Origin of the sequence: Undibacterium sp. SXout20W, assembly GCF_049340285.1 — a bacterium.
Lineage (GTDB): Bacteria > Pseudomonadota > Gammaproteobacteria > Burkholderiales > Burkholderiaceae_D > Undibacterium.
The window spans coordinates 1-25,895 of the sequence record NZ_JBMPPH010000007.1 but is presented as its reverse complement, the minus strand read 5'-3'; the positions used below and the strand labels follow the sequence as shown (position 1 = coordinate 25,895).

General features: G+C 44.2%; 28 protein-coding genes. 16 read left to right on the top strand and 12 right to left on the bottom strand.

The features are described from left to right. Positions 1-266: 266 nt before the first annotated feature. Both ACO0K1_RS05870 and ACO0K1_RS05865 read left to right on the top strand, forming a co-directional pair. The gene (locus ACO0K1_RS05870) at positions 267-1,019 is read left to right on the top strand and encodes an AzlC family ABC transporter permease (protein WP_423023665.1); all 753 of its coding nucleotides are present in this window, start codon (positions 267-269) and stop codon (positions 1,017-1,019) included. Beyond that, positions 1,016-1,333: an AzlD domain-containing protein gene (locus ACO0K1_RS05865; RefSeq protein WP_423023663.1), complete on the top strand. Its 318-nt coding sequence runs from the start codon at positions 1,016-1,018 to the stop codon at positions 1,331-1,333. Before ACO0K1_RS05870 ends, ACO0K1_RS05865 begins: the two co-directional genes overlap by 4 nt. Positions 1,334-1,386: 53 nt before the next feature. Here the strand turns inward: ACO0K1_RS05865 and ACO0K1_RS05860 are convergent, their stop codons facing one another. From ACO0K1_RS05860 to ACO0K1_RS05850, 3 genes are all read right to left on the bottom strand, one after another. Then, positions 1,387-2,205 carry an SDR family oxidoreductase gene (locus ACO0K1_RS05860; protein WP_423023661.1) on the bottom strand — a complete coding sequence of 273 codons (819 nt, stop codon included), beginning with the start codon at positions 2,203-2,205 and terminating at the stop codon, positions 1,387-1,389. Beyond that, on the bottom strand, positions 2,202-2,957 hold the full coding sequence (locus ACO0K1_RS05855; RefSeq protein ID WP_423023659.1) for a class II aldolase/adducin family protein: 756 nt from the start codon (positions 2,955-2,957) through the stop codon (positions 2,202-2,204). The genes ACO0K1_RS05860 and ACO0K1_RS05855 overlap by 4 nt, the downstream gene beginning before the upstream one ends. 109 nt (positions 2,958-3,066) lie before the next feature. Beyond that, complete coding sequence (locus ACO0K1_RS05850; RefSeq protein WP_423023657.1) at positions 3,067-3,648, bottom strand: HD domain-containing protein; 582 nt, start codon at positions 3,646-3,648, stop codon at positions 3,067-3,069. A 234-nt stretch (positions 3,649-3,882) separates the two neighbouring features. Here ACO0K1_RS05850 and ACO0K1_RS05845 point away from each other — a divergent pair, with 234 nt between their 5' ends. The 3 genes from ACO0K1_RS05845 (at position 3,883) to ACO0K1_RS05835 (ending at position 6,495) form a co-directional block, all read left to right on the top strand. Continuing rightward, entirely contained in the window at positions 3,883-4,587 is a 705-nt protein-coding gene (locus ACO0K1_RS05845; RefSeq protein WP_423023655.1) for a Crp/Fnr family transcriptional regulator, read from the top strand. Positions 4,588-4,666: 79 nt separating this feature from the next. Then, positions 4,667-5,509, top strand: coding sequence for a substrate-binding periplasmic protein (locus ACO0K1_RS05840; RefSeq protein WP_423023653.1), 843 nt, complete (start codon positions 4,667-4,669; stop codon positions 5,507-5,509). A gap of 158 nt (positions 5,510-5,667) precedes the next feature. Continuing rightward, positions 5,668-6,495 (top strand): substrate-binding periplasmic protein, encoded by an 828-nt coding sequence (locus ACO0K1_RS05835; RefSeq protein ID WP_423023651.1) that lies wholly within the window; start codon positions 5,668-5,670, stop codon positions 6,493-6,495. Between the two features lie 8 nt (positions 6,496-6,503). Here ACO0K1_RS05835 and ACO0K1_RS05830 read toward each other — a convergent pair whose 3' ends face one another. After that, the gene (locus ACO0K1_RS05830; protein WP_423023649.1) at positions 6,504-6,962 is read right to left on the bottom strand and encodes an Lrp/AsnC family transcriptional regulator; all 459 of its coding nucleotides are present in this window, start codon (positions 6,960-6,962) and stop codon (positions 6,504-6,506) included. 160 nt (positions 6,963-7,122) lie between these two features. Between ACO0K1_RS05830 and glmS the strand changes: the two genes are divergently transcribed. After that, the gene (glmS, locus tag ACO0K1_RS05825) at positions 7,123-8,940 is read left to right on the top strand and encodes a glutamine--fructose-6-phosphate transaminase (isomerizing) (RefSeq protein ID WP_423023647.1); all 1,818 of its coding nucleotides are present in this window, start codon (positions 7,123-7,125) and stop codon (positions 8,938-8,940) included. Between the two features lie 454 nt (positions 8,941-9,394). Here glmS and ACO0K1_RS05820 read toward each other — a convergent pair whose 3' ends face one another. After that, positions 9,395-9,973: a PEP-CTERM sorting domain-containing protein gene (locus tag ACO0K1_RS05820; protein WP_423023645.1), complete on the bottom strand. Its 579-nt coding sequence runs from the start codon at positions 9,971-9,973 to the stop codon at positions 9,395-9,397. Positions 9,974-10,523: 550 nt separating this feature from the next. On the opposite strand from ACO0K1_RS05820, the gene ACO0K1_RS05815 reads away from it, so the two are divergent. The 3 genes from ACO0K1_RS05815 to ACO0K1_RS05805 all read left to right on the top strand — a co-directional run bounded on the left by ACO0K1_RS05815 (position 10,524) and on the right by ACO0K1_RS05805 (position 13,033). After that, complete coding sequence (locus tag ACO0K1_RS05815; RefSeq protein ID WP_423023643.1) at positions 10,524-11,162, top strand: esterase/lipase family protein; 639 nt, start codon at positions 10,524-10,526, stop codon at positions 11,160-11,162. Continuing rightward, a complete protein-coding gene (locus ACO0K1_RS05810) occupies positions 11,155-12,351 on the top strand; it encodes an acyltransferase family protein (protein WP_423023641.1) in 1,197 nt (398 codons plus the stop codon). Before ACO0K1_RS05815 ends, ACO0K1_RS05810 begins: the two co-directional genes overlap by 8 nt. 100 nt (positions 12,352-12,451) lie before the next feature. After that, on the top strand, positions 12,452-13,033 hold the full coding sequence (locus ACO0K1_RS05805; protein WP_423023639.1) for a YdeI/OmpD-associated family protein: 582 nt from the start codon (positions 12,452-12,454) through the stop codon (positions 13,031-13,033). A 434-nt stretch (positions 13,034-13,467) separates the two neighbouring features. On the opposite strand, the gene ACO0K1_RS05800 is transcribed toward ACO0K1_RS05805, so the two are convergent. Together ACO0K1_RS05800 and ACO0K1_RS05795 are read right to left on the bottom strand one after the other, a co-directional pair. Then, the gene (locus tag ACO0K1_RS05800) at positions 13,468-13,848 is read right to left on the bottom strand and encodes a hypothetical protein (protein WP_423023637.1); all 381 of its coding nucleotides are present in this window, start codon (positions 13,846-13,848) and stop codon (positions 13,468-13,470) included. A 290-nt stretch (positions 13,849-14,138) separates the two neighbouring features. Further along, positions 14,139-14,498 carry a winged helix-turn-helix domain-containing protein gene (locus ACO0K1_RS05795; RefSeq protein WP_423023635.1) on the bottom strand — a complete coding sequence of 120 codons (360 nt, stop codon included), beginning with the start codon at positions 14,496-14,498 and terminating at the stop codon, positions 14,139-14,141. Between the two features lie 99 nt (positions 14,499-14,597). On the opposite strand from ACO0K1_RS05795, the gene ACO0K1_RS05790 reads away from it, so the two are divergent. Further along, positions 14,598-15,167, top strand: coding sequence for a hypothetical protein (locus ACO0K1_RS05790; RefSeq protein WP_423023633.1), 570 nt, complete (start codon positions 14,598-14,600; stop codon positions 15,165-15,167). A 1-nt stretch (position 15,168) separates the two neighbouring features. On the opposite strand, the gene ACO0K1_RS05785 is transcribed toward ACO0K1_RS05790, so the two are convergent. Next, a complete protein-coding gene (locus tag ACO0K1_RS05785) occupies positions 15,169-16,890 on the bottom strand; it encodes an HDOD domain-containing protein (RefSeq protein WP_423023631.1) in 1,722 nt (573 codons plus the stop codon). A 160-nt stretch (positions 16,891-17,050) separates the two neighbouring features. Here ACO0K1_RS05785 and ACO0K1_RS05780 point away from each other — a divergent pair, with 160 nt between their 5' ends. Next, positions 17,051-17,530, top strand: coding sequence for a hypothetical protein (locus tag ACO0K1_RS05780; RefSeq protein WP_423023629.1), 480 nt, complete (start codon positions 17,051-17,053; stop codon positions 17,528-17,530). Positions 17,531-17,735: 205 nt separating this feature from the next. Then, positions 17,736-18,194 carry a hypothetical protein gene (locus tag ACO0K1_RS05775; protein WP_423023627.1) on the top strand — a complete coding sequence of 153 codons (459 nt, stop codon included), beginning with the start codon at positions 17,736-17,738 and terminating at the stop codon, positions 18,192-18,194. 188 nt (positions 18,195-18,382) lie between these two features. Here the strand turns inward: ACO0K1_RS05775 and ACO0K1_RS05770 are convergent, their stop codons facing one another. The 3 genes from ACO0K1_RS05770 to ACO0K1_RS05760 form a co-directional block, all read right to left on the bottom strand. Further along, complete coding sequence (locus ACO0K1_RS05770) at positions 18,383-18,691, bottom strand: MGMT family protein (RefSeq protein ID WP_423023625.1); 309 nt, start codon at positions 18,689-18,691, stop codon at positions 18,383-18,385. 108 nt (positions 18,692-18,799) lie between these two features. Further along, positions 18,800-19,228 (bottom strand): c-type cytochrome, encoded by a 429-nt coding sequence (locus ACO0K1_RS05765; RefSeq protein WP_423023623.1) that lies wholly within the window; start codon positions 19,226-19,228, stop codon positions 18,800-18,802. A gap of 9 nt (positions 19,229-19,237) precedes the next feature. Beyond that, positions 19,238-19,819, bottom strand: coding sequence for a ferritin-like domain-containing protein (locus ACO0K1_RS05760; RefSeq protein ID WP_423023621.1), 582 nt, complete (start codon positions 19,817-19,819; stop codon positions 19,238-19,240). A 116-nt stretch (positions 19,820-19,935) separates the two neighbouring features. Between ACO0K1_RS05760 and ACO0K1_RS05755 the strand changes: the two genes are divergently transcribed. From ACO0K1_RS05755 to msrA, 4 genes are all read left to right on the top strand, one after another. Further along, positions 19,936-20,898: an AraC family transcriptional regulator gene (locus tag ACO0K1_RS05755; protein WP_423023619.1), complete on the top strand. Its 963-nt coding sequence runs from the start codon at positions 19,936-19,938 to the stop codon at positions 20,896-20,898. A 415-nt stretch (positions 20,899-21,313) separates the two neighbouring features. After that, on the top strand, positions 21,314-22,237 hold the full coding sequence (locus tag ACO0K1_RS05750; protein WP_423023617.1) for an HD-GYP domain-containing protein: 924 nt from the start codon (positions 21,314-21,316) through the stop codon (positions 22,235-22,237). Between the two features lie 170 nt (positions 22,238-22,407). Next, positions 22,408-22,854, top strand: coding sequence for a peptide-methionine (R)-S-oxide reductase MsrB (msrB, locus tag ACO0K1_RS05745; RefSeq protein ID WP_423023615.1), 447 nt, complete (start codon positions 22,408-22,410; stop codon positions 22,852-22,854). A gap of 1 nt (position 22,855) precedes the next feature. Next, entirely contained in the window at positions 22,856-23,353 is a 498-nt protein-coding gene (msrA, locus tag ACO0K1_RS05740; protein WP_423023613.1) for a peptide-methionine (S)-S-oxide reductase MsrA, read from the top strand. 1,222 nt (positions 23,354-24,575) lie between these two features. On the opposite strand, the gene ACO0K1_RS05735 is transcribed toward msrA, so the two are convergent. After that, positions 24,576-25,112, bottom strand: a complete 537-nt coding sequence (locus ACO0K1_RS05735) for a hypothetical protein (protein ID WP_423023611.1) — start codon at positions 25,110-25,112, stop codon at positions 24,576-24,578. Positions 25,113-25,895 lie beyond the last annotated feature (783 nt).

Below are 25,895 nucleotides of genomic sequence, written 5' to 3'. Positions count from 1 at the left end.
ACAGCGCGGGTTGCACCTGCAGTACGATTGGATACGGATCTCAATCGTAGATATAGCTATCCAAGGCTATCCTGATGCCCTCATTAATATGCATGATTAATATGCCTCATTAATATGCCTCATTAATGTGCCTCATTGATATGCGTCCCTATATTGTCGTTACACCCTCGGTATCTCGCTGACGCAGTACGGCAAACAAATTTGACCTTTCAGAATAGGCAACTCAATCGCATCGCCATGTATACTCTTTGATCAAAGGAGACTGCATGAACACTGATGATGAAATAACGTTGCCTACGCGCAATCTTAAGCTGGCGAATTTGGCACGAGGTGCTCGAGATACTTTCCCGATGCTTCTTGGTGCCGCACCTTTCGGAATGATTTTTGGTACGTTGGTTTCCTCGAGCCCAATGATGCCGTGGCATGGACAATTGATGTCCTTGGCTGTTTACGCGGGCTCAAGTCAATTTATCGCGACAGGATTGATCGCCAGCCACACGGGCATGTTAGTGATCTGGTTGACGACTTTTATCGTGAATTTACGTCATATGCTGTATGCCGCCACCTTGCTACCCCACGTTGCCCATCTATCGTCCCGCTGGCGATGGCTACTTGGTTTTTTGTTGACGGATGAAACTTTTGCCGTTGTTTCTGGCCATCATCAACAGCCTTTGAGTGCCAGTGAGCGGCGCTATGCGCATTGGTATTTTCTCGGTTCTGGTCTTGCGATGTACAGCAATTGGCAGGTTTGGACGTTGATTGGGCTCTTATTCGGTACCTTGTTTCCCGGCTTACAAAACATGGGGCTGGACTACGCGATGGTCGCTACTTTTATTGCAATTATCGTTCCGCAATTACATCGCTTACCGTATTTTGCTGCGGCATTGGCGGCCGGTAGTTTTGCGTATTTTTTGCGTGACTTACCTTATAAACTGGGCTTGCTGACCGCGGTCTTTGTTGGTGTGGTAGTTGGTATAGCGTTGTCGCGACAAGCCTTGCAAAAGAAGGAGCCAGCATGAACTACACGTTGCTTATCCTTGGTATGGCGGTCATTACGGTATTGATAAAAGCAATCTTCTTTATACTTGGAGATCGCCTGGTATTTCCAGTATGGCTCAACCACGCACTGAGTTTTGTACCGGTTACCGTTTTGAGTGCCATTATTACGCCGATGATTCTGACGCCACATGGAAAAGAACTTGAGCTTAACTTCCACAATCCACAGTTAATGGCATCGATCATTGCCGTGCTGGTGTGCTTGGTCAGCAAACGTCAGTTATTGACCATTGCGGCAGGATTACTGAGTTTTTTCTTTTTTCAGTGGTATTTTTGATTGCGACAGCCAATTACATTGAAGTAAGTTCGACCACGACTAAACGTCGCTCATTAGTGTGGACGAACTTCTTTTTTCAATGCTGACATCGCCAATTTCTCGACCATGCCAGGCACGAGCAACTTAAGCCAGCGTGCGAGTTTTCCTTTGGCTGTCATGACTACTTCGCGCTGATTGTTTGCCATTCCTTCAATGATCAGTCGCGCACATTCCTCTACGGACATGGCGTTATCTTCTTTCAAGCCACTTTGCCCCGCTGCTTCACCGGCGGCATTATATCCGTGATAGCGGATGCGGGTAGCGACGACACCCGGATACGCCAGCGTAATGTGTACACCGGAGTCAATGATCTCACTACGCAAACTCTCAAAGAAACCATTCATTGCAAATTTACTGGCGCTGTAAGCGGTCCGCCCCGGAACCCCGATCAGTCCCGCCAAAGACGACACAGCAACGATATTGCCGCCAGATTCTTTAAGGAATGGTAGCGCGGCGTGGGTGCACCAGACACTACCCCAAAAGTTAATTCGCATCAGTTCCTGGTACCAGCCTAAATTCTCGACGTCGCTAAATAATGCTTGCGCCGATTTTCCGGCATTATTAATCAACGCATCAATGCTGCCAAAATTTTCTATCGTTGATTGAATCAGTCGTCGACATTCCGGTTCTGAGCCTACATCTGTTTTTACGACCAGGCAGACACAGCCATAAGCTTTGCATTCAGTGGCGACGTCGTGTAACGCTTTTTCATTGCGGGCAGCTAATACCAGTCCCAATTTGGCACCATATTTCTTAGCGAGTTGGCGCGCCATTTCGGCACCGATACCATCGGATGCGCCGGTAATGATGATGACTTTGTGTTGCTTTGTCATGATGCGTAACTTTCATCGATACGGTTGAGCTTGCGAATTAACGATGGCCAGACAAACGCGCCACCCAGGCCGCCCGTTTGTACACGCATCGCTTCGGCAACACCTTTGACGATGTGTGGATCTACATGAGTCAGTTCACCACCAGCTTGTGCTGCCAATTGAATCTGGCACGTGGATTCAAAGGTGTACATCGATAAGAATGCATCAGCAATGGATTTTCCTGCAGTCAACAGTCCGTGATTGCGCAGCATCAGGAAATTTGCTTTTCCCATATCCTCTTGCAGACGAGGCTTTTCGTCGTCGCGAAATGCAACACCTTCGTAGTCATGATAGGCTAAAGATGCCAATACGAATGTCGATTGCTGAGAAATCGGCAGAACCCCACATTTTTGTGCACTTACTGCAACGCCAGCGCGTGTATGGGTGTGTAATACGCACTGCACATCTTCGCGTGCTGCATGCACGGCGCTATGAATGACGAAGCCAGCAGGATTCACCGGAAACGGTGAGTCGATCACTTTATTGCATTGTTGATCCACTTTAATCAGTGACGATGCTGTAATTTCATCAAACATGAGGCCATAAGGATTGATCAGGAAATGATGTTCTGGCCCCGGGATACGCACGCTGATATGTGTAAACACCAGATCACTCCAGCCATACAACGCAACCAGGCGGTAACAGGCCGCAAGATCAACCCGCAATTGCCATTCTTCGGGACTAACTTGGTCTTTCAATGAAGGGATTTGCATGGCGTCTCCAGTTATTTTTAATAAGTTGTGATTCAAATCTAGCAAATGTTATACCAGCAACGAATAGGGTGTTGGCATAATCTAGCGTTCTCATTGTTTTAATTTTTTTTTATTTATCAGTTAATGCGGCTTTGTAGATTGTATTTTTAGGTTTTGCCAATAATCTACGCAGCATTGGTTCGAATTCAATGATAGGAAACGTTTCCGCGTATTTATCAAATGACGGATTATCATAAAGCGCGCAGAATTCTGCGGTTTTTTCAAAATAGGGATGCCCGCGGAATTGTTCGCGCATATCACGATCCATACCAATGTGATGGAAAAAGTAGTGACCTTGAAAAATCCCGTGATGCTGAACCATCCAAAGATTGTCTTCGCTGACGAACGGCTTTAGTATCGCAGCAGCAATATCTGGGTGATTGAAGCTACCCAGGGTATCACCAATATCGTGCAAAAGTGCGCAGCAAACGTACTCTTCATCCCTGTCATCGCGCAGCGCGCGCGTTGCTGTTTGTAATGAATGGGCGTAGCGGTCAATCGGAAAACCGCCGTAATCGCCCTCCAGAAGTTGTAGATGACGGATGATGCGTTCGGGCAATTTTTGTGCGAATTGCATGAATTCTCCGCCAATAATTTGCCAGTCTTCTGCTTGACTGTCCTCCATACGGACGAAATCGGTGCGATGATGCATTTGTCTCACTCCAGTTGTGTTATCGGTTGAACCAACATCGACCAGGCAGCTTAATGACCTATGAAGTGAGCTTGTATCCGCTCTTGGTCAACTTGTTTTGCCCGTATATTGGAACCTCATTTTGATTTGTTGTATTGCCACCATACAGCGATTGAGAGCATCAAACTGTCAAATATTCTACAATTAGTTTCTATTAATTTAATGCGCCTGAATAGTAACGGAATGTTATCGAACTTGCAGCCCGAAAAAAGCACATTTGATGCGCAATTGCTCGCTTTGCCTGCGTCGAGCTGGTTTTTCGCGCTGTCAGATAGCGTCCGCCAGGTTTTGTTAAATGACGCCAGCGGGGTCAGCCTTAAGGCAGGTGAAATGCTGTTCAGGCGCGGTGATGCACCACTTGGTTTTTACGCCTTACTCCGAGGTTGCATCAAAATGTCGACACTCAGTGAAGATGGACGCGAAGGAATTTTAAGTACCCTTGAGCCTGGTACATGGTTTGGTGAAATTTCATTGATCGATGGGCAACCGCGAACGCACGACGCCACTGCGTTAGGAAATGTCGAATTGATGCTCGTGACACCTGAGGCGTTTGCACATGCGATGCAAGTCCCGCAATTTGCCATGGCCATCGCACAGATATTGGCCTACCGGATAAGATTGTTGTATGGCGCAATCGAAGATGTTCATCTGCGCTCACCCAGAGCGCGCACCGCTCGCCGCCTTTTATTGCTCTCCGGAAGCAACACCATGCATGCTTCAACACCACAAAGCAGCATTCAGATCTCGCAGGAATCATTAGCCATGATGCTAGGGATGAGTCGGCAGACTTTATCTAAAGAGTTAAAATTTTTATGTCAACGTAAGGTCATTTCGCTAGGCTATCGAACCATCGATATTATTTCGCCTGCTGACTTATTGCATTTTTGTGATCACAATTAAATGTGACTTTAAAAAGATTTTTTTGTGAAAATGCAATTCGTCAACTAATCTGAAAGTTTGACCTACGAGGGACTTTACGATGCCTCAGTTGGCACTGCAAATAACGCTGATACTTCGTTATTGTTGCTATTTTTTTATTTTTAGCGCTTGCAGTGGCCTCTTCTCGGAAGCACATGCAAAATGTACTCGTAAAATTCATGTTGCATTTTCACCGACTGGATTAACGGCAATCGCAAAGGATAACGAAATTTCTGGTGTGTACCCTGATCTTTTGTCTTCCATGGCAAACAAAGACGGTTGTTTATTTAATTTTTCTATCGTACCCCGCGCCCGCCAAGAGCTTATGTTTCAAAATGGGCAAACTGATCTCTTACTCCCGGCAATCAGAACTTCACGCCGCGACGCATTTGGTACTTTTGTTCCTCTGTTATATACAAGAGCGGCATTGATCTCGATCCAATCTGATCTGCCGCCCGTCAGTAGTATTCAAGATTTACTCGATAGAAAATCCGCCAAAGTCGTGGTGGTTCGTGGTTATGATTATGGCGACGTTTATGTCAATCTAATGCAAGAGTTGATGAAACAGGAGCGTCTTATTTATGAAGCCAATCCGGGCTCAGTTGCTCGCATGTTAAAAGCTGGCGCTGCTGAATACACCTTGATGGCGCCATACATACTCATCGGTGAAGTAGCGAGGGATGCGCGGGTTCGTGATTTGGAAGACAAATTACATTTCGAAATTCTCTCAGAAATACCGTGGCTCGATAGCGGCGTTTATTTATCGACCAAAACATTAACGGAACAAGATAAGCAAAGTTTGCAGGTCTTATTTAATAGTGCCGCTAAATCCGGCTTTGTCTGGAAATTTTTCCAGAATTATTATCAATCTGAGGCTCTCAACCTTGGATCTCGTCCTCGCTAAGTGAGTCGCGAAGTTGGCTACGAAGTGAGCTACTAAGTGAGCTACTAAGTGAGCAACTAATTGAGCCGCTAAGTTAGGATGTTTGTTTTTGCATACTTTTTGCGTAAAAATGGCAGCATCAGGTAGACTGTACTGGTATTAACCGTTTGAGCGTACGTATGTCAAATCATCAAGCCGTCAGCTATTCCAAGGGTTTACTGCTTTTGCTGATCACTGTCTTTTCTGTGTTACCGGCGTTGGCGGCCTGCTCGCGTTCGATCAATGTTCCTATGTCCGTGACGGGACTGAGTGTGATTGATCAAGGCGATATTATCAGTGGGGTCTATCCAGAAATTTTGCGAGCCTTGGCGTCAAAAGATACATGTTCTTTTGATATTACTTTGGTTCCACGGTCGCGCTTGGAAGTATTATTTGAAAACGGTCAGGCGGATATGATGATTCCGGCGACACGCACTCCCAAGCGAGATCAAAACGGTATTTTTATTCCGCTGATACGTAGTCGCGCGATGCTGATGTCATTACCCTCATCCCGCCAGAGCGTTAAAAATTTTTCTGATTTGCTAGGACAATCAAAAACGAAAGTCGCGGTGGTACGAGGATTTGATTACGGCGAACAGTATCAGGCGCTCTTGCTAGAGTTGCAAAAAAAGGGGCGACTGGTCATCGATGTCGACCCGCTATCCGTTGCACGATTATTAAAACGGGGGGCTGTTGACTACGTGTTGATGGCGCCCTCCATTCTTGCTGGCACAGCACAGACGGATCAACGGGTTGAAGATATTGTCGATCAATTACGCTACGAACAATTAACCGAATTGCCGTGGGGCGAAACTGGCGTGTATTTTTCTAAAAAGTCACTGAGCTCGGAGGATTTGAAAGCGCTTCAAGAAATTTTTGATCGCGTTGTACGCAACGGCTTGGTCTGGAAGGGTTTTCAACGCTATTACAAAGAAGAAGTTTTACGCGAAGGTATCCGACCGCTGTAATACTTGGCTCAGAGAGCAATACGTGTTTCAAATTTACTTCGCACGATCGAAAAAAAACTCCGCACGTTTCGGATATTGCTTTGCGTTGCGAACAAGCGATGCGCAAGCGCGTGATAGGCAGGCATATCTGCCACCTGAATCATTAAAACGAAATCTGGGCCCGGAGATACCCGATAACATTGCTGAACAGCATCCTCAGCTGCTACCAGCTTTTCAAACTCAAGCAATTTTTCTGTCGTTTGATGATCGAGCGTAATTTCTACGATCGCTGTCAGGCTTGGCCCTAATTTTTCAGGTGCAAGTAGCGCAACCTGACGCAAAATCACGCCTTCATCGACCAGACGTTTAACACGCCGTAAGCACGTCGGCGGTGAAGCGTGCACGCGCGCCGCTAATTCATGATTTGTTAAGGCTGAATTTTGTTGTATTTGCAACAAAATTCTTTTATCGAGTTCATCAAGTATCATAATAAATGAAATAAAATTCCATAAAAGAAGATATTATGGAATATAACATTCATTTTCAATCTTCGTAAGTTAAGATTTCATATCAAGTTAAATTTTGAAATAAAGTTTCAATCAATCTCCATTAGCATGGCGACATTCCATTTTTATTTGTGAGGTCACCATGTGCGGTATCGTCGCGGCAGTTGCTCAACGTAACATCACCCCAATTTTGCTTGAAGGTCTGAAGCGACTCGAATACCGCGGCTATGATTCTTGTGGCGTGGCTTTGCATGTCAATGGTCAATTACAACGCTCGCGTAGTACGTCGCGGGTTGCAGAATTGCAAGCGCAAATTGAGCAAACAGGTTTGGCTGGCTTCACTGGTATTGCACACACACGCTGGGCTACCCATGGTGTGCCTTCTTCCGCCAATGCACATCCGCATTTTTCACGTGATCGAATTGCCTTGGTTCATAACGGCATTATTGAAAACCATGAAGAATTACGCGCAGAATTAACTGCACTCGGCTATGTCTTTGAAAGTCAAACCGACACGGAAGTGATTGCCCACCTGGTCGACCATATGTACCAAGGCGATCTGTTTGAAACCGTCAAACTCGCTGTCAAACGTTTGACTGGCGCCTATGCCATCGCCGTATTTTGCCGCGATGAACCACACCGCGTGGTGGGTGCTCGTCACGGATCACCATTGATCGTTGGTATTGGAAAAGGTGAAAATTTCCTCGCTTCTGACGCAATGGCCCTGGCCGGTGTGACTGACCAGATCACTTACCTTGAAGAAGGTGACGTCGTTGATTTGCAATTGCAACGTGTCTGGATCGTCGATGTTAACGGCAAATCCGTAGACCGCGAAGTCCGCACCGTTCACGCTCACAGTGGCGCGGCAGAGTTAGGGCCATATCGCCATTACATGCAAAAAGAAATTTTCGAACAGCCGCGTGCAATCAGCGATACGCTTGAAGGCGTCACCGGCATCATGCCCGAGCTATTTGGTGATAATGCATACGGTATTTTTAAACAAATCGATTCAGTACTGATCCTGGCGTGCGGTACTAGCTATTATGCCGGTCTGACCGCTAAATACTGGATAGAATCCATCGCTAAAATTCCAGTCAGCGTAGAAATCGCCAGCGAATACCGCTACCGCGACAGCGTACCAAATCCAAATAGTCTGGTAGTCACCATTTCGCAAAGTGGCGAGACCGCCGATACGCTCGCCGCACTCAAACACGCACGTAGCCTTGGTATGCATCACACGCTCACCATCTGTAACGTGTCGACAAGCGCGATGGTTCGCGAATGTGCATTGGCATACATCACACGTGCTGGCGTTGAGGTTGGCGTTGCCTCTACCAAAGCATTCACGACGCAATTGGCGGCCTTGTTTTTGCTCACCCTGGCACTGGCACAAAGCAAAGGCCGTTTGTCTGACGAAGAAGAAGCGACCCATATTAAATCGATGCGCCATTTGCCCGTCGCGATCAGTGCCGTGCTGGCGCTAGAACCACAAATTATTGCGTGGGCGGATGAATTCGCCAACAAAGAAAATGCCTTATTCCTCGGCCGGGGTTTGCATTATCCAATCGCCCTCGAAGGTGCATTAAAACTCAAAGAAATTTCTTACATCCATGCGGAAGCTTATCCAGCGGGCGAATTAAAACACGGCCCGCTAGCCCTGGTCACCAAAGAGATGCCCGTCGTCACGGTCGCCCCGAACGACGCCTTGATTGAAAAACTCAAATCCAACATGCAAGAAGTCCGCGCCCGTGGCGGTGAATTATTCGTCTTCGCCGACGCTGATTCTCACATAACCTCCAGCGAAGGCGTACATGTAATCCGTCTGCCGGAACACTACGGCCAACTCTCCGCCATCCTGCACGTCGTCACACTACAATTACTCGCCTACCACACCGCACTAGCCCGCGGCACAGACGTGGATAAACCACGTAATTTGGCGAAAAGTGTGACGGTGGAATAAGGTGAAGTTTGTTTGATGTGACTGTTGTGGATAAATAAAAAAGTCTGACACAAACAAAAAAAGTTTGACACAGCTCTGATCCTAAAAATAAATGTTCCCGACAATTAAGTAGAAAGCTAAAAACGTTCAAGAAAATGCCCAAACCTAGATCATCAGGCTTGGGCATTTTTGCCTCTCAATCCGAGTACAAATGAGATCTTAATTTTTGTAATATCGCGATAGTGTTGACGCGCACAAAATATTGACCAATTAGTCCAAGTTTTTATCCGCACCCTCGACTGCGAAATTGAGCCGAAATCGGACTGTTAATTCTTGCTACATGTCGACACCAGAATAGTCATAGGACTGCACTGGACAAGCAATTCGAAAGAAAAATTCAGTACAAACGTGGTTCGTAGAACCAAATAAACCAGCCGCGCGGGCTGGTTCTGTCGATGGCATAGCGCTAGATAATTTATTGCTGTTTGTTTTGGCGACGAAATGATAACAGTGCGAGACCTGCGAAAAATAAAAGCATGATATTTGGCTCAGGCACTTCTGATAATTGCAAGGCACTCGTCTGTGAAAAGCTATCGTTTGAAAGCTGTGCGCCACCGATGCCTGCGCCTAAAGTACGAATATCAGTGAGTCCTTGTGAACGGACCGTGGAGTCCCAAGTCTGCCAATCTGCACATCCGCTGCCATTCAGAAAGACCTGACCGCATGACGTAATGCTATTTCTATTTCCAGCTGGCCCGATAAAAAATCCATTGATCTGTAGAGGCAGGCCATGTTGTGTTGCATTAGGCAAACTAACGAATTTTGAGGCTGAAATTGAATCAACGGTCAGATTTGCCGAAAAATTGCCATTTGCTAAAATACTTGACGATAAATTCGTCAGTACACCTGCACTTGATTCGCTGAAAGTACCAGATAAGACAAATGTACTTTGTGAGTCATTGGGATTAGTAAATCCTTCGGTATAGGAAAAAATCTGATCGGCATTAGCTGCCTGAAAAAATACGCTCGCGCATAAAAAAATAAGGGATTTCAATTTTATTTTCATGATTCACTTTCGCTCAAGTTGTCGGAAATAACTGCGAAATGCAGTACTTTTAGATCAACAGCAAAAATCATGCCTTATTGTTAATATTTATAATAAACAAAGACTTATAGTTAAAATAAAATAGAAATTATTCAAAGTGTAAATATTTTTGACAATTAACAGTGTCTACGGGCTTTCTTTGAGCGTTTAGGCCAAAATCTTCTGATGAGTTCTGAAAACAAAAAAATGCGACCAAAAAATAGGTCTATTTTTTAGAAAAGTACCCATCATAATTCAGTCTTTCAATTGGGTAATATTTGTGTAAGAAATTGACTGTACTTCAGCGTATTTCAAAAGAGTTTGAAAAATGTGATCCGATTCTTAGGGCGAATAGTTATTTTTTACACTTCTGTGGTTTGATGGCGAATAAAATTTAATTTTTCTTCAAGCAACTATCTCCTGGCTGTTGCGGAACTAAACTAAAGTAAGGTTTCGCCGTACTACCCTCGGCTTGTACCTACAAAGAGCGATCGCTTTACCTATTAAAAAGGGCGCAAAAATGACGAAGCAGATCGTTTTCGTTGATGGCATGGGCGGCAAGCGTTACATGCGACGTACATTAAAGAATTTTTTTACCGCTCGTGGATATGCGGTGCACTTCTTTGATTATTCAACTTCTAAGCAATCGCTAGCAGACATCAAAAGTCAATTAACCGCCTTTTTACTTGGCATCGCTAGTCAAGGTAAGTATTGCGCAATTGGCTACTCGTTTGGAGGTATCCTTTTGCGTCTCGTACTTCAAGAACATGAAAACGCTATGATTTTTCCAAGCCGTTTAGTTTTGCTCGCTTCTCCAATCAGGTCAAACCGGCTTTCGCGTAGATTTAAAAATTGGAACATCTACAAAGCCTTGACTGGTGACTGCGGGCTGATAGCGACAGATGATCGTCTGATGTCGACAATTTCTATCCCATCCATCCCAACCGCATGTATTTATGGCGTGTGGCCATGGCTCGGCGTGCTTGGCTTATTTGAAGGTTGTAAACTACAACATGACGGTATGATTGCGGTCGATGAACTACTCTCTCCAGACTTCGCTTTGACCGTTGAAATTAACGCTAGTCACGCCTTCATCCCCGGCAATTCAGTCGCACTGTCACATACCCTTGCCTGGTTTGAAAATGTCTGGAATGTCTGATAATGCACTCAGCTCCTTGAACTCCTTGAACTCCTTGAACTCTTTGTCATTCACAACAATGAACAACCCCCAACAAACCCAGCGTATCTATGGTCTGGATACGCTGCGCACCTGCGCGATTTTACTGGTATTGATGTCGCATTATGGCGTCGTAGTGAGTCACAAATCGACATTTGGATTTTTGACCGATATTGGCTGGATGGGGGTGGATCTGTTTTTTGTGCTGAGCGGCTATTTGATCGGCAATCAAGTCTTGTCGTCCTACGCGCGTGGCGCCCGATTTTCTCTGAAGACTTTTTTTGCGAGACGATTGCTGCGGACCTTGCCCAATTATTACGTCGTACTAGCGCTCTATTTTATTTTTCCCTCCTTATTGGCAGGAACCGATACGGCTTCTCTCTGGCGCTTTCTAACGTTCACACAAAATATTGGTCTGCATTTTGGTGAAACATTTTCTCATTCATGGTCGTTGTGTGTTGAAGAGCAGTTTTATGTAGTACTACCGCTCATCAGCTTCATGATTGCAGGCTTATCCAAACCTGCTGTGTGGTCTCGAATAACAATCGCGTTGTTGATCATTATTCCTATCGCTGTCCGGGGGTTCTCGTGGCTAAAGCTTGGAGAAAATTTGATGACCTCCGAGGATTACGCGGCGCACATTTATTATTCAAGTTTTGCACGTTTCGATGAATTATCTGCCGGAGTGTTGATTGCGCTATTGAAGAATTTTAAAATTGACCTCTACGACAGCATCATGCGAAAAGGAAATAGTTTGTTGGCATCCGGCATGCTCATGTTCGCACTGACCGTCTATTTGCTATTGAATTATAGCGAGATAGAGGGCTATGGATTTACTTTTACTTGCATGACATTCGGTTATTCTTTGTTGGCAGCGAGCTTTGCGTTATTGACGATGGCGGCGTTAAGTCCTACTTCGTTATTGAATCGGATGCGCGTCCCCGGTGCTGAAAGTCTTGCCCTCTGGTCATATGCTATTTATCTTGCCCATAAGCCACTATTTAAATTGATGATCATTCCAATGTCGTTATGGCAGATTGATACGAACGCACCGCTTGGGATCGTGATTGTGATGATGGCTGCCCTGTGCGGAGGATGGTTTTTATACCACATAGTGGAGACGCCGTTTATGACACTACGCGCAAAATTCTTCCCGAATACGTCGTTGTAAGATAATGTATTTGTACTGAAGGGAAAGATACAATCGTAGATAAACTGAGTACACACTTGGGGCCGGGACTTTTATTTAGCTGTTTGAAAAGGTGATGAAAATGAATCCTCAAGTCGATTTCTTTTTTAAAAAACCCAGTCAGTGGCAGCAAGAATATAAAAAATTACGAGAAATCTTACTCAACACCGAATTAGAAGAAGAGTTGAAATGGGGTGTGCCGTGCTACACATTTCAGAAAGCGAATGTCGTACTGATACACGGCTTTAAAGCGTATTATGCATTGCTATTTCATAAAGGTGTGCTCTTAAAGGATCCCTATGGTATTTTGATCCGGCAGACCGAGAACGTACAAGCGGCGCGTCAGGTCAGATTTACCGACATCCAAGGCATCACGAGTCAATCTGATCTGTTGAGCGCTTATATCGCTGAAGCAATTGACATCGAAAAATCAGGTGTAAAGGTCGAATTCAAAAAGCCATCCGATTTCAAAATCGCTGAAGAGTTTCAACGTAAATTGAACGAGCTTCCTCAGTTGAACGCGGCATTTAATGCATTAACCCCGGGACGACAAAGAGCTTACCTACTTCATTTCTCCGCGCCAAAGCAATCCAAGACAAGAGAATCCAGGGTTGAGAAATATTTGGAAAACATACTGAACGGTAAGGGTTTAGATGACCAATAGCGGCGTCATTGCTATTTTGCGCGAAATTGCAATTGAATTAAGTATTCCGTGGCCAAGTACGTATCTTTGTATCGATTTAAATGTCGCATTTTCCTACAACCCTATCTGACACATTATTTGTGTTTGGTTTTAAAGATTCAAGCTTGTGGCTTACGTTTGTTGGGAGTCAATGGGAGATTGATAGAACATCAGGGCGGGTTGCTTTGAGTGTGTCTGATAAGATCGCCTTAAAAGAGCGTTAAGACCTCCAATGAAAATTTCAAAAAACTGAAGCTCAGTGAAGTGTTTAGATATTCTCCTAATTTAAAATAATGATCAAGTTCTCTCAACTGAGCAAGATGCAATAAGTTGAGAAGAAATAAAATCGCTGATGACCCTCGACGAAATCGTGGAGGATCATCAGCGATATTTGAAAAACAGTATTTGAGTTTTACTTAGTTACCAGTCGCAACACCTGCTTTGTTGGACTGGATATCCGCTTTGCGTTGCGCATTAACAGCGTTTTCCTGACGATTTAAATGACGTTGTTCGCCCTTAGTGATGTGTCCGCCATCCGCAGCTGCGTCAGCGCGCTCTTCTTTTCTGATCGCCGTATCTTCTTTATTCAACTGCTTTCCCTGTGCCTGCGTCAGACTGCCATTTTTTACTTCTTTGGCTGTCATGGCTTTCTCATGTTTTTCACGCGCTATTACTTCAGCACGACGCGGATGTTCTTTGGCGAAGGTAGTATCCTGCGCGAATGTTGACTGAATTGACAGCGCTGATAAGCCGGTAAGGATCGCTATGGAAGCAATTTTTCGAGTAGTTTTAAACATGAAGATCTCCTGAAGAATGAATGATTTTAAATTTAGGGGCGACTATTTTGATGCCTCCTATGAGTCTGATAACGCACTGTTGTTTGAAATCGATGACCTCGATGTGTAACGATATTATTGCTTCAGTATAACGAAATGTATCATCTGCGATCATGGCCTGGATCGCGATGCTTGTGTGATACTTGAAATATGGACGACTGATTAAAATTTTGTCGAATCGGATTTGCAAATTTGGAGGTTCTGGAGGCTATGCGGAGGCATGCAGCAGCTGATAAAGAAGATAATTTTTCTTACGAAATACTCTTTGTCGCTTGAATCAGGCATTTCGACAATTTGTCAAAATGAAGTAATGCTGCCTGCGTCAGTTCGATTTGCTTTCTTCTTGCATCTTCAGTATCCGCGAGCATAATCCATCCTTTTTCCCGCATGGATTTTAGACGACTGTGTAGCATCGCCGGAGATCCGAGTTCACTTTTAGCCATCATATCGCGTACCGATAATCGCTCTTGAGTTTGGTAGGTTCTGGCCACGAGATCGAGAATTCGTTCTTCTAATGGATCAAGTGATGGCAAAGATGGCAAACCACGTAAGGCGTCTGCCAATTGCAGAAAGCGCAAATAAATGTCGGCAGGTCGTGTGGTTTGTTTCATGTTGGAAAATTGCAACCGAATGTTGAAAATTAAAGCCTATTATACCGCTCTAAAAAATAGTACGAAAACATTTAAAGACCAATTTTATTCCATTTCTTCATGACCCAATTGCGCCTCAATGTTGCGATGGTAACGGCAACAATTATTTTATTTATTTTGACGCTCTATATCAATGAATTGATATTTAACCGATTTGAATTTGCCCGTGGCATTAATTGGGTATATTTGCCAGCGGGAGTGCGCTTACTCAGCACATTACTATTTGGAGGAGCAGGCGCGATTGGTCTGTTAATTGTCTCCTGGCTAGTCTGCTTTTTTTATTTTTTCCCTGATGATGTCGTTCGCTCTTTTATGGGTGGCATCCTTGCGGCCGCAGCACCATATATGGTCTACCGGATCGCTGAACATTTCTATGGGCTACACGCAACACTTGCCAACTTGACGCCTAAACGATTATTGGTGTGCGTGGCAGGTTATGCATTCGCCAGTCCTTTGCTTCACCATATCTGGTTTTTTCTACATGGAGACCGACAAGATTTTTTTTCCGATTTCTTTGTTATGTTTGCCGGTGATCTCTTTGGAAGCTTGATTGTTGTCTACTCAATTAAAATGAGCTTGTCAGTATTTACGGCATTTAAAAAATTCCAGTCAAGCAACAGGTGCAATTGAGCTAGCGAAATGTGGTCGTTGGTACTTTATTTCCACGCATCATTGCTGCCAGTAGTTGATTCTTGAGTGTTTTGATTAATGCCGTTTCGTCAACAGGTGATTCTTCTGATATTGTATTTCGATCAGCATAAAATAAGCCTAATGGCCTTTTCTGTATCACCAGCGGCAAAATCATCAAGCTGCGAGCGTCTGGCAATAGTGCCTGATGCCATGGGGGAAGTAACGGACGAATTTTCGTTTGTGTCACATCTGAAATCATCAGATCGACATTATTGCTCATCGCTAAGTGAAATAAATCTGATTCTGGCTTACTTGCAAACGTGAATCCTTTTTGCCAGTTGGCATAGTTCGCCCCCACCGCAACGCGCGACACATAACGACCTGTAGTCATATCCCGGAGACATACAGTTGCAAAGCGAAATCCCATGCTGCTATATATGGTTTCTAGCACCAAAAGAATAAGATCATTGATTTGCAAATTATCTGAAGCCAGCATTTGCGTAACATCTTGGACACCCGCCAATAACAAATCGCGTGCATTATAGGGCTTACCACTAGGGTATCTTTCGGTGTTCTGGGCCGGTAGAAGTTCATCAGTTTTCATTAGAAATTCGCCTGGAAGCCCTGTCGGAGGGTCTAATTCCTTCTTATCTTCAAACCCACCCGGCAATGTGATATTCATGCTTTTTGCCAGTTCCCGCGTTTCATTTTCAACCTTAACGATCATATGATCTAAGGTTTTCTGATCAATCTCCAGAGCTCTGCCAAATTTCTTCAACAAGTGATCCGCGTATCCTGGCAAGCTATGTTTGCCTAGCATCACAATGTCAGCTAAGGCTTCACTGAAGCTGGCAACCTGTTTAATCCACTCGTTACGGTATGACGTTTTATTTAGTTCACCCTTCGGTAATGGCGCTAACGCCTGAATGATGGTGGCAGGCATCTGCCATTCCTGTAAGACCATTTCGCCAAAATTCTCATAACTACAGCCTAATAATAAATGTACAGCATCATTGAGATTGCTTTCTCCAGCGTCGGAGATTTTTTGAATTTGCTCATACAGTTGATGGTCAAAAGAGGCAACCAAAACGCGGCCTATGTTCTTAAACAACGCCGCCACTGCACCTTCTTCCCCATCTGAAAAGCGCCCTCTCTGGGACATTTCTCTACCAATAATACTTGCACACAATGAACGAACCAATTCTAAACGCACGCTACTGACTTGTTCTTTGTCCTTAAAAAAGTCAACGAGTAGCATTGCCATGGCACTCGTTTTTACAGTATTAAACCCGAGCAAAAAAATTGAGCGCGAAATTGTTGTGACGGCGGTACGAGACCGGGTGCGGTAATGTACGGTATTCGATAAACGTAAAATTTTTTGAGTTAGTCCAACATCAGAAAGCACAAAATGGGCAAGTCGCGTCACTGAATCTTCTCCTGAAGACGTGATTTCAATCACCTTAGCGATCGCGATACCCAACGTTGGTAAGTCTGTCTCCTCATTCAATTTTCTGAGAAGACGTTCAAGTTTGGGAGTCGCAAAAGTAGTAAGTGGCTTTGCTAAATCAACCTGGTTCATTACCGATGCAATGCCATCCATAGCAGGAAAACCTTTATTGAAATTCAGTTTTTTAGGGCGTTTTTTATGTTGATGATAACTGCAATTACTGGTATAAAAATTGTAGCAATAAATTTGTCTAAATACAATAATAATTATTTTCAACAGTAATTTAGATGGTCGAATGCCCCTTATTTATTGAATATTTATAAGGATATTTTATTAATTATAAAATTTCTATCGATCTAGTTATTTATCGCTTTAAAAAATGTAATGATATGTTTATTATACCTATCTTTTAATGAACCTCTTTAAGGCGTGACGAGTGAAAGCGAATAATTTCAATAAAGTTATTTATTTTCTTATGTTTATTTTTTCTTGTTTTGCCTTGCTGCTGATCTGCGAGAACGCCGAATGCGTAATGCGATCTTTATCAGGGCAATTATGGCGTGACAAAATAGAATACGATGTCGAACTGACATGTGGCACGAATGCGGTAAATCAAGCACAATTAACGTCATTGGTGCAATCTTGCTTCTCAAGCGGTGGGGGCAATGTAGACACCTTTTTTGAATTAAAGAACGGTGATCAGTATGGGATTTACACTGCAAGTAACTTGTTAGAAGTCGGAAGAAGGAGTAACGATGGGCATAGCTTACACATTCCTGCAAAAAAGCATTTTTCCATCAGAGCTCAAAATTCGAGCGCCGATTTTATCCTCACTCTTAAGATTACTGATTTGATCGGGAATATAAAGTTTGAAAAAAGCGTCGGTCAGTACGGCATAATTGAGGTTGAGAACTAATCGATTTTTTGTGCAATCGCGAATAGGGTCGCTATTTTTTGGCAGTATTTGGCACAAAAGAACCAGCAAGTACATAATCTTTGTCGCGCGAACGATTTTTTTGTTCAGATGACTCTTCGCGGCACATTACTTGTATTCGGCACGGCACGGCAAGGCAAGATTTCGTGGGCCGTATCATCAAACACTATCCCAATGGGAGATTCAGATGGAATTTGCTAACTATTTTGCCGCTACGTGGGCTATGCCATTGTTATTTTTGATGAGTCTCATCGTCACGATTATTGTATCGGTCAATAGCCACAGAACGTCAATACGCTTAACGCAACTTGAGATGCTGCGTGGCGTCGATCAACAATGGCAGACATTGAATAGTGCAATTTTATCCAGACCTGATATTCAACGACATATCAATCCGGAACAAAACGATGTGTCAGAACGAGAAATCGTGCGAAAAAATGTCGTCTTCTATGTTCTCAATTTGGAACTGCAAATTCAGAGAAGTTGTCGTTTAAAAATTATAGATCCCCTGATCGCACAACGTTTCCAGCGTGAACACGTCCAGTTTCTCAGAAATTTGAAAACGGAAACCTTAGAAATCTGCGCAAACTCAGATGTTTACCGCAGCGAAATACCGGATTTGATCGAGAGTTTAAGAAAAGTCTAGTCAATGTCACTGGTGCTATCTTGCCACCTTATGCCGAATTGTTTCGACTTCATGTTTGTAAATCCGTTGAGACAAGAATGTGCTTTTTTATAGTTCTTGGTTTCAAACAACATTGCTTAGAAATGTTTTGACGATTTCGTAGGCGGGAAGATTTGCCGACAAAGCGGTTGCTTCAGGCAATAGAATTTTTAGGGTAACCATGCATAAAGCTTGAGTGAGATACGCCCATGCGAATTAAAGTAAACACCATCTTTTTCAAGTAATTGTCTCTGTAAATTTTCACCATTAAGAATGCTGTTTGTTCTAATTTCGCCTTTACAGTTGACAACGCGATGCCAAGGTATCTCACTGCCAGGTGGCAATCCAGCTAAAACGTTACCAACCTGGCGCGCTTGCTTAATAAGCCCGGCATTTTTTGCAACTTGGCCATAGGTAGCAACTTTTCCGGCAGGTATCTGGCAAATGGTGGCATAGATTTTGTAATTTCTTTCATTCACGTTGAGACCTCATCATAAAAATAAGGTACGAACACGTCGGCTTTTATCGTAAAGAGCGATCAAAAAGCGAAGTATTTTTTGTGCCTGTTTGTGCCTGTTTGTGCCTGTTTATCTTGTTGAGAATTTTTTTAAATAGGCGATCAGATCCGCCCGGTCTTGAGCGTCGGAAACACTATACCCCATTGCTTGGCCTGGAATAGTTTCTTCGGGACTTTTAAGCCACGCATCTAGTGTCTTTTCCGACCATACCAGCTTGGCGTTTTTTAGTGCCTCTGAGTAATTGTAGCCTGGCGCCTGGCCAGCACGACGGTTAAAAACACCTTGATGCGCAGGTCCAACTCTGTTTTGATCGATAGAGTGACATGCGATACAACGACTGTCGTACAATTCTTTACCACGTATTGAATTGCTCTCAGCATGTGCTTCTCGGGTCAAAGCAGGCAGCATAATTATCAGGAAAATAAATTTTGATTTAAGCATGGGGATATCTCGCGGCATTTTGAAGTGACTGACATCATCAAATGGAGAGTCAGTCATTTAGTTTAATCAGGCACCAAATGCAAATGCTTTAGAAAATGGGCGCTTTAAGTCAAAATTTAATAAAGCAAAGTGCGATGCTTCATCTGCTGCCAGTCGCGCTGCAATTTTTCCTAAGGCTGGATCCTTGAATACAGTGATGACACCAAGATAAGCGTTGGTTGCACCAAGTTCTAATCGCGCCGCTAAATCTAAAACGTCGTCTTCATTTTTGAGTTGATCGACTTTCAGCTGCTTCACGTATTCATCAAGCGTTTTCGCCTGCACAGGTTCGCCGCCTAATTTACGAATAGTGGCAATCAATGCGTCGTTATGTTGCTTGTGATCGTCCTGGAATTTAGTCGCAGCCTTGACGTGTTGAGCGTTGAGAAGGCCGCTTTTAAGTGCGATCTCGTAGGCATTGATTCCTTCGTACTCGAGGCCAACTGCGACGTTTAAAATTGTAATATCACTTTTTGTATCTGTCGGATTGCCCGCAGCGAAGACGTCTTGACCGCCCAGCAGAGCAATAGCGCCTGCCGACAGAGTTGCGGCACTCGTTCCGAGAAAAATACGACGCGTCGGTGTTTCAATTTTGTTTTCAGAAGTCATGATAAATTTCTCAAAAAAGGTGGTTAGTGAGTTCTTAAAATCAACTTATTCGTTGATAAGAGATTTAAAAGAATACGTCTATTTAATTGCTAAGTAGTCTGTCACCGTACAAGGTCATGCAAGAAAGTTCCTGGCCTGCCTCGCGTCCTCTTGGTGAGTGCATATCTGCACGGTATCAAATATACTTGGCTGCATCTTTCCTTAGTTCACCGTTCGTCCCGATTAACCGACTAATCGTCCTACATCAAATAAAACTTATGGATTCACTTTCCGTTCTTTTTAAGCACTTCACGATGAATGCAAAGGTTTTCTATAGTGGAACATTGTGCGGCATCGTCGATTTTGACAATAGTCAGGGCGGCGGTATCTTGCATGTCTTGCGTCAGGGTACTGTTCGCGTCAACAGACCACCTTTACTTGATTTAGAATTAACCAAACCCACACTACTTTTTTGTCGTAGACCTTTTTCTCATCGATTTGAGGTCGATCATCGCGATGGCGCGGATTTGGTTTGTGCATCGATCGATTTTGGTGTTGCTTTGAATAGTCCGACATTGAGGGGGCTACCTGATTTTTTATGTGTGCCTCTTGAAAACATACCTGGTATCGCAAATATTATTGCATCGCTATTTAATGAAGCCTTTGCCGACAGACCAGGGCGAGCGGTCGCAATAGACCGTTTGATGGAGTTTATGGTTGTACTGCTATTTCGGCATGCCATTGATGAAAAACTAATTGAACTTGGAACAATAGCCGGGCTCTCTGACGTTAAATTAGCCAAAGCAATCCTTGCGATGCATGAGAAGCCGGAATATCCGTGGACGCTGGAAGAGCTGGCACAAACAGCGACGATGTCGAGAACGAGGTTTGCGGCTACTTTTAAAGAGATTGTCGGCATTCCACCGCTTGATTACTTAACCGATTGGCGAATTAGTTATGCACAGAAACTTCTCAAATCAGGTAAGCCGGTAAAGCTTGTTGCGCCCGCCGTTGGCTATTCCAGTACGACAGCATTTTCTCGTGCTTTCGACAAACATATCGGGATGACGCCATTCAGTTGGATCACGATGATGACTTAAACTCTATCTTATTTTGCTCATTAACCCTGTTTTCTGACTGTGACCGAAAAGCTCAATTTTGACTCTGGCTTCTTAACGCAGTAGTCAATACGACACCACAACACAACGACGACACGAATGAATTGCGAATCGTGATGCCGTTCGTTGCTGTAAGCATGCTGTTTGATCCGGCGGGATGCTTATAAATGTTGTCGTTAACGCTTGTTGTAGTGAGTAAATAGCGCTTTTTGTAATATTAATAGTACGAGAATGAGCGCCGAATGATCAGTGTATAAATATTGTTTTTGTGCAAGAATAGTGCCTGTGAACAAAAATTTTACCTGATTTACCTGAATCAGCAGATTCAACTTCGCTGCATTTATTATCGTAAGTCGCAGCCTCTATTTTCATGGATGTCATTTAAAAGGCGCTTCGCATGAAATTTCTTGATTTTCTTCGCTTTGGCACTGTCTCCAGCGAACCCGCAGAACACCGCTCCATTTCAAATGAGAAGATACTGGCCAGTTTACTAGTCATGGCGTGGGTGGTCGAAGCACGCGATCCCTATACGGGTGGCCATCTGTGGCGTGTTTCTCGGTATTCACGGCTGCTCGCGCTGCAGGCGGGTATGTCGAAAGCAGATGCGGCACGCGCCATGATAGGTGGCTTCCTGCATGATCTTGGTAAGGTCGCCATCCCAGACGCAATTCTGAACAAAAAAGACAAGCTCACCGATGCCGAATATGAGGTCATCAAAACACACCCGGAAGTAGGGCGACGCATGCTATCGGGTCATCCATTTTCGCAATTGGCACTGGATGCCGTTTTTCTTCACCATGAAACCCCGGATGGACGTGGTTATCCTAACGGACTGCAACACGAGCAGATTCCGGATGTGGCTCGTATTGTTGGCATTTGCGATGCGTTCGACGCGATGACCAGCAGTCGTCCTTATCGCTCAGGTATGCCGGTGGAAAAAGCAATGAGGATTATTCAGGATAATCTTGGTACTCAGTTTGACCGTAAATTCGGCGAATTATTTTTACAACTACAAACTCACTCTGACCTATTGCATGTCGTCGGTCATAGTGATGTCGGCATTCCTTTGCAGCATTGTGTGATGTGTGGGCCAACGGTCGTGTTACAGCGTCATAGTAAGCCTGGAGATGTCACCTACTGCCGGAGCTGTACTGCGGAGTATAAGGTCGAAGTGGATGGTAATACCCCGAAGGTCGTGCCAACTGGAGCCAAAGGCAATGCCATTCAAATCGAAACACAACCCGATAACTTTGTCATAGGTGATCTGGTAGCGGATGTCGCTGACGAGATTAACCTTGATCATCTGGTATCGGAAGTCTGACGAAGATTCTTCCGTCCCTGACACGTTGCGAAAGACTCTGATAGCATGGATGTTTTAAGGAACAACTGTAAGTTTTTTTGTTCCTGTACGACTACGTAATGCAACGCAAGAATCTGTGAAGCGCATTTTAGTGCCGTGTATTACTTGCAGTTTTTTCTACCGGAGTTTTTATGACACGCTACAGCAAATCGGCAGAGGCGATCAAGGCCCTGACCCCAGAACAGTTCAATGTGACTCAACGCAATGGCACTGAAAGGCCGGGCACGGGTGAGTATCTCAATAATAAACAGTCCGGTATCTATGTTGATATCGTGTCTGGAGAGCCTTTGTTTGCGTCGTCGGATAAATACGAATCAGGTTGCGGTTGGCCAAGTTTTACCAAGCCTATTACGCATGGTTTTATTAAAGAGTTGCATGATGATAGCCACGGCATGCGTCGTACGGAAGTGCGATCTGCGCATGGTGACAGCCATCTCGGACACGTATTTCCTGACGGCCCACGTGATCGGGGTGGCTTGCGTTATTGCATTAATTCGGCTTCATTGCGGTTTGTGCCGCGTGCCCAAATGGAAGCCGAGGGTTACGCCGATTACTTAGATCAGGTCGAGGGAGTTTGATATGACGACAGAACGTGCCGTTTTAGCGGGTGGATGCTTTTGGGGGATGCAAGATCTGATCCGTAAATTACCCAGTGTAATAAGCACCCGCGTGGGTTATACCGGTGGGGATGTTAAAAACGCGACGTATCGCAATCATGGTACTCACGCCGAAGGGATAGAAGTTAACTTTGATCCAGCCGTGATCAGCTATCGTCGCATTCTGGAATTTTTCTTCCAGATTCATGATCCGACAACACCTAATCGGCAGGGTAATGACCGTGGCTTGTCGTATCGTTCGGCCATTTATTACACGAACGAAGCGCAACGCCTTGAAGCATTAAACACGATCGCTGATGTCAATGCCTCAGATCTTTGGCCTGGCAAAGTGGTCACAGAGTTGCAGCCGGTTGGCGATTTTTGGGATGCGGAACCTGAGCATCAGGATTATCTCGAAAAACATCCAAATGGCTATACTTGCCATTTTCCTCGCGCAAATTGGGTATTACCGCGCCGTTAAACCTTGTTAAATACGATCCAAACAGACTTCCCGTTATCGAAGTCTGTTTGGACGCCTCTCAATTTGCCTCCGGTAAATTGCATACCGTATGTGCCATGTCAGGCACATACGCAAATTCATGTGTGGGATGCCAAGGCACAAAAAGTTGCGGGGTGTCGTCTTAGGCTAGTGGTCCAAAAACCACTTCCCCGAGATGCGGCAATAGCACACCGGGCTCGAAGAAAACACTAGTGCGTTCGTCTGTAAATCGTAAGTTTTACTGCTGAACTGCGCGCTTGCCAAATTCTGCTGATATGCGCACGGGCGCTAGGTCTTACAGGATGACTGGTGAGCGACATGTCTTCACGGAATGCGGTCGTTGAAGTTCAGCTGCGACTGTCAGGATCGTGCACTGACGAGACAGTCGCAGTTCTCCATAGCCGTTGTTCAAATTCGAATTTGGACCAGTTGCTTCCGCAGATTAATGACTCTTTAGTTTCAAACTTTGAGCCACAGTTCCGAGTCGAGTCAAGCCGCATGGGATCTGAGATTAAATAATTTTCTGTGGCAAAATCTGTGGCTAAATTTGTGTTGTCCTTGAATCTTATAAGGAAGCCCGGAGTCGGTTTTGCATTTGATAACTTAAGAATCGTGATCGCATTCGATGTTATTGGGGAATCCTCGCCCTTTACCTGTTTCAACTAACTCTTTCAAACTGATCACATAAACCGCCCAATTTGTTGAGCATTTGCAAAAAAAATTATCAGCGGCTTTGTACCCCTGAATGTGTGAAATACACCAGAGTCTGATCATTTTTTCATCTCGTTCTAAAGCAAATTCTATAATTGTATCCACCCAAAATGGGATTCCATTTTCAGTCGGCTACCAACTAACTGTCCTTGAAGTTTCCAAAGCGCATACTTTTAGCGGTTGCACGAATCCTCGAAAATCCACTTCCAGAGCATTGCCAACTTTAGATTCGCCTTGCGCTTTCGACCACCATTTTTGAAATCTCACTACCTATGGGCGCACCCGAATTAAGAGCCTCATTGAGCGGCCGTAAAATTTCACGCGACATTGGAAGTTTCTAGCCGTCTAATATCTCCAAATTAAATTCGTTATCATTTGGTTCCGCAATGCTGCCCATAAACAGCCATTTGCATCCTTGGATTTCGGCGTCGAAACTCATTCTAAGTCCCTAATTTATGTCAATCCCCTACACTGCGGCCATTCCAAAAAAATCTCAAGGGTCGCATCGAAAATAGTGATTGATGATTGGAGCCACATGACCTGCGCAATATCGCACAAGTTCCATGTCGTCATTAGTCCACATTAGGTCGTTTTCCGGCAAGGCAATTCGATCACTTTCATCATAAATCACGAAAGTATTTTGAGTCGCCGATATACCCCAGTCAGCTACAAAAACTGGTCGCTTTGAAGGATGAATTCGTAAATTAGAATCAATGTCTCGTTTTTGACTGAGGAGATGCACGATATTTGAAGCACGTCCCAACGTTGATGCTATTAATCCCTGCAAAATGAAAAATGAAAGTATAAATAGCAAATTTAATACCATTGCGCCCGCACGGCGCCATTTAAAGCTTCTAATGGCTCGAAATAACCCAACAATCGAACAGACAGCTGAGATGAAACAAAATGGAAAAAACAAAAGCACAAGCAAGCCAATGAACGGCATAACAAATGCGAATCCAAAGATGGTTGCTATTAGTGTCCAGAATGCCCAACAAAAGAGGCTATCTTTATATTGTACTTCTGTCACTTGAGTTTTCTCAAATGCGCCTTCATTGTGCCGATTTTCGACTGAGTTAATCAATTTTAAATCCCTCTACAATATTTGTATTCAATAATCACCCTTGCGCATTCTTTCCGCATCGGTGCATATCAGTCAGAAATGGTCCGAAATCTCAAAGGCGCCGAAATAAAATTAATGACCACTTCTGAGCTGTCATGATTCCTAAGTTAGAAACGAATTCAAGCCCTTGAAAGTTTCATAAATTTACTAAAATAAAACCATGATATCCCTTTTTTTTTTCGGTAGGAAAAAGTAATTTATGTTGTTGCGACTGTCAACTTTGTGCAAATCAGTCGGTCATAAATCAATGAGCTACAAGCTCTAACATGCTTTGCGCTTTGTTTTTGACGCCATCATGCGGTGTGGTTTCGATGACTTTTTGCAGCAATTTGATTTTTTTATCATCGCGACCATTTCAATCTAGGCAATTGTAGTAACTTTCAAAATACCAAAAAAGAGGCATGCCCGAAAGTATGGCCGCGAATAGCTGCTGGATTCCTTCAAACGGACGGGGTCAAGTCTAACTTTCCAACATCCAAATTTTCCAATGTCGAATTGTTAGACTTGACCCCGTTCCTGTGCCCACAAATTTATCCGACGGTTCTCATGTGTCAGACAAAGAATCGGTAGTTGTCAACAAAGATGTCGCGTCAAGTCATGCTGCTAGCATTAGTTCCTCTGCCTGATTTCGTTTCGGATTCAGCCAGACCTCGTCCTTCAATTTCCAATCCCGCGTCGCACCAGACCAGC

Excerpts from the sequence above, each read along its gene's own strand:
- ACO0K1_RS05805 (WP_423023639.1), top strand. The coding sequence starts at position 12,452 with ATGAATCCTCAAGTCGATTTCTTTTTTAAAAAACCCAGTCAGTGGCAG.
- glmS (WP_423023647.1), top strand. The coding sequence starts at position 7,123 with ATGTGCGGTATCGTCGCGGCAGTTGCTCAACGTAACATCACCCCAATT.
- ACO0K1_RS05810 (WP_423023641.1), top strand. The coding sequence starts at position 11,155 with ATGTCTGATAATGCACTCAGCTCCTTGAACTCCTTGAACTCCTTGAAC.
- msrA (WP_423023613.1), top strand. The coding sequence starts at position 22,856 with ATGACGACAGAACGTGCCGTTTTAGCGGGTGGATGCTTTTGGGGGATG.
- ACO0K1_RS05840 (WP_423023653.1), top strand. The coding sequence starts at position 4,667 with ATGCCTCAGTTGGCACTGCAAATAACGCTGATACTTCGTTATTGTTGC.
- ACO0K1_RS05850 (WP_423023657.1), bottom strand. The coding sequence starts at position 3,648 with ATGCATCATCGCACCGATTTCGTCCGTATGGAGGACAGTCAAGCAGAA.
- ACO0K1_RS05860 (WP_423023661.1), bottom strand. The coding sequence starts at position 2,205 with ATGACAAAGCAACACAAAGTCATCATCATTACCGGCGCATCCGATGGT.
- ACO0K1_RS05755 (WP_423023619.1), top strand. The coding sequence starts at position 19,936 with ATGCAAGAAAGTTCCTGGCCTGCCTCGCGTCCTCTTGGTGAGTGCATA.
- ACO0K1_RS05775 (WP_423023627.1), top strand. The coding sequence starts at position 17,736 with ATGGAATTTGCTAACTATTTTGCCGCTACGTGGGCTATGCCATTGTTA.
- msrB (WP_423023615.1), top strand. The coding sequence starts at position 22,408 with ATGACACGCTACAGCAAATCGGCAGAGGCGATCAAGGCCCTGACCCCA.
- ACO0K1_RS05790 (WP_423023633.1), top strand. The coding sequence starts at position 14,598 with ATGACCCAATTGCGCCTCAATGTTGCGATGGTAACGGCAACAATTATT.
- ACO0K1_RS05750 (WP_423023617.1), top strand. The coding sequence starts at position 21,314 with ATGAAATTTCTTGATTTTCTTCGCTTTGGCACTGTCTCCAGCGAACCC.
- ACO0K1_RS05760 (WP_423023621.1), bottom strand. The coding sequence starts at position 19,819 with ATGACTTCTGAAAACAAAATTGAAACACCGACGCGTCGTATTTTTCTC.
- ACO0K1_RS05815 (WP_423023643.1), top strand. The coding sequence starts at position 10,524 with ATGACGAAGCAGATCGTTTTCGTTGATGGCATGGGCGGCAAGCGTTAC.
- ACO0K1_RS05800 (WP_423023637.1), bottom strand. The coding sequence starts at position 13,848 with ATGTTTAAAACTACTCGAAAAATTGCTTCCATAGCGATCCTTACCGGC.
- ACO0K1_RS05795 (WP_423023635.1), bottom strand. The coding sequence starts at position 14,498 with ATGAAACAAACCACACGACCTGCCGACATTTATTTGCGCTTTCTGCAA.
- ACO0K1_RS05855 (WP_423023659.1), bottom strand. The coding sequence starts at position 2,957 with ATGCAAATCCCTTCATTGAAAGACCAAGTTAGTCCCGAAGAATGGCAA.
- ACO0K1_RS05865 (WP_423023663.1), top strand. The coding sequence starts at position 1,016 with ATGAACTACACGTTGCTTATCCTTGGTATGGCGGTCATTACGGTATTG.
- ACO0K1_RS05870 (WP_423023665.1), top strand. The coding sequence starts at position 267 with ATGAACACTGATGATGAAATAACGTTGCCTACGCGCAATCTTAAGCTG.
- ACO0K1_RS05765 (WP_423023623.1), bottom strand. The coding sequence starts at position 19,228 with ATGACTGACTCTCCATTTGATGATGTCAGTCACTTCAAAATGCCGCGA.
- ACO0K1_RS05835 (WP_423023651.1), top strand. The coding sequence starts at position 5,668 with ATGTCAAATCATCAAGCCGTCAGCTATTCCAAGGGTTTACTGCTTTTG.
- ACO0K1_RS05830 (WP_423023649.1), bottom strand. The coding sequence starts at position 6,962 with ATGATACTTGATGAACTCGATAAAAGAATTTTGTTGCAAATACAACAA.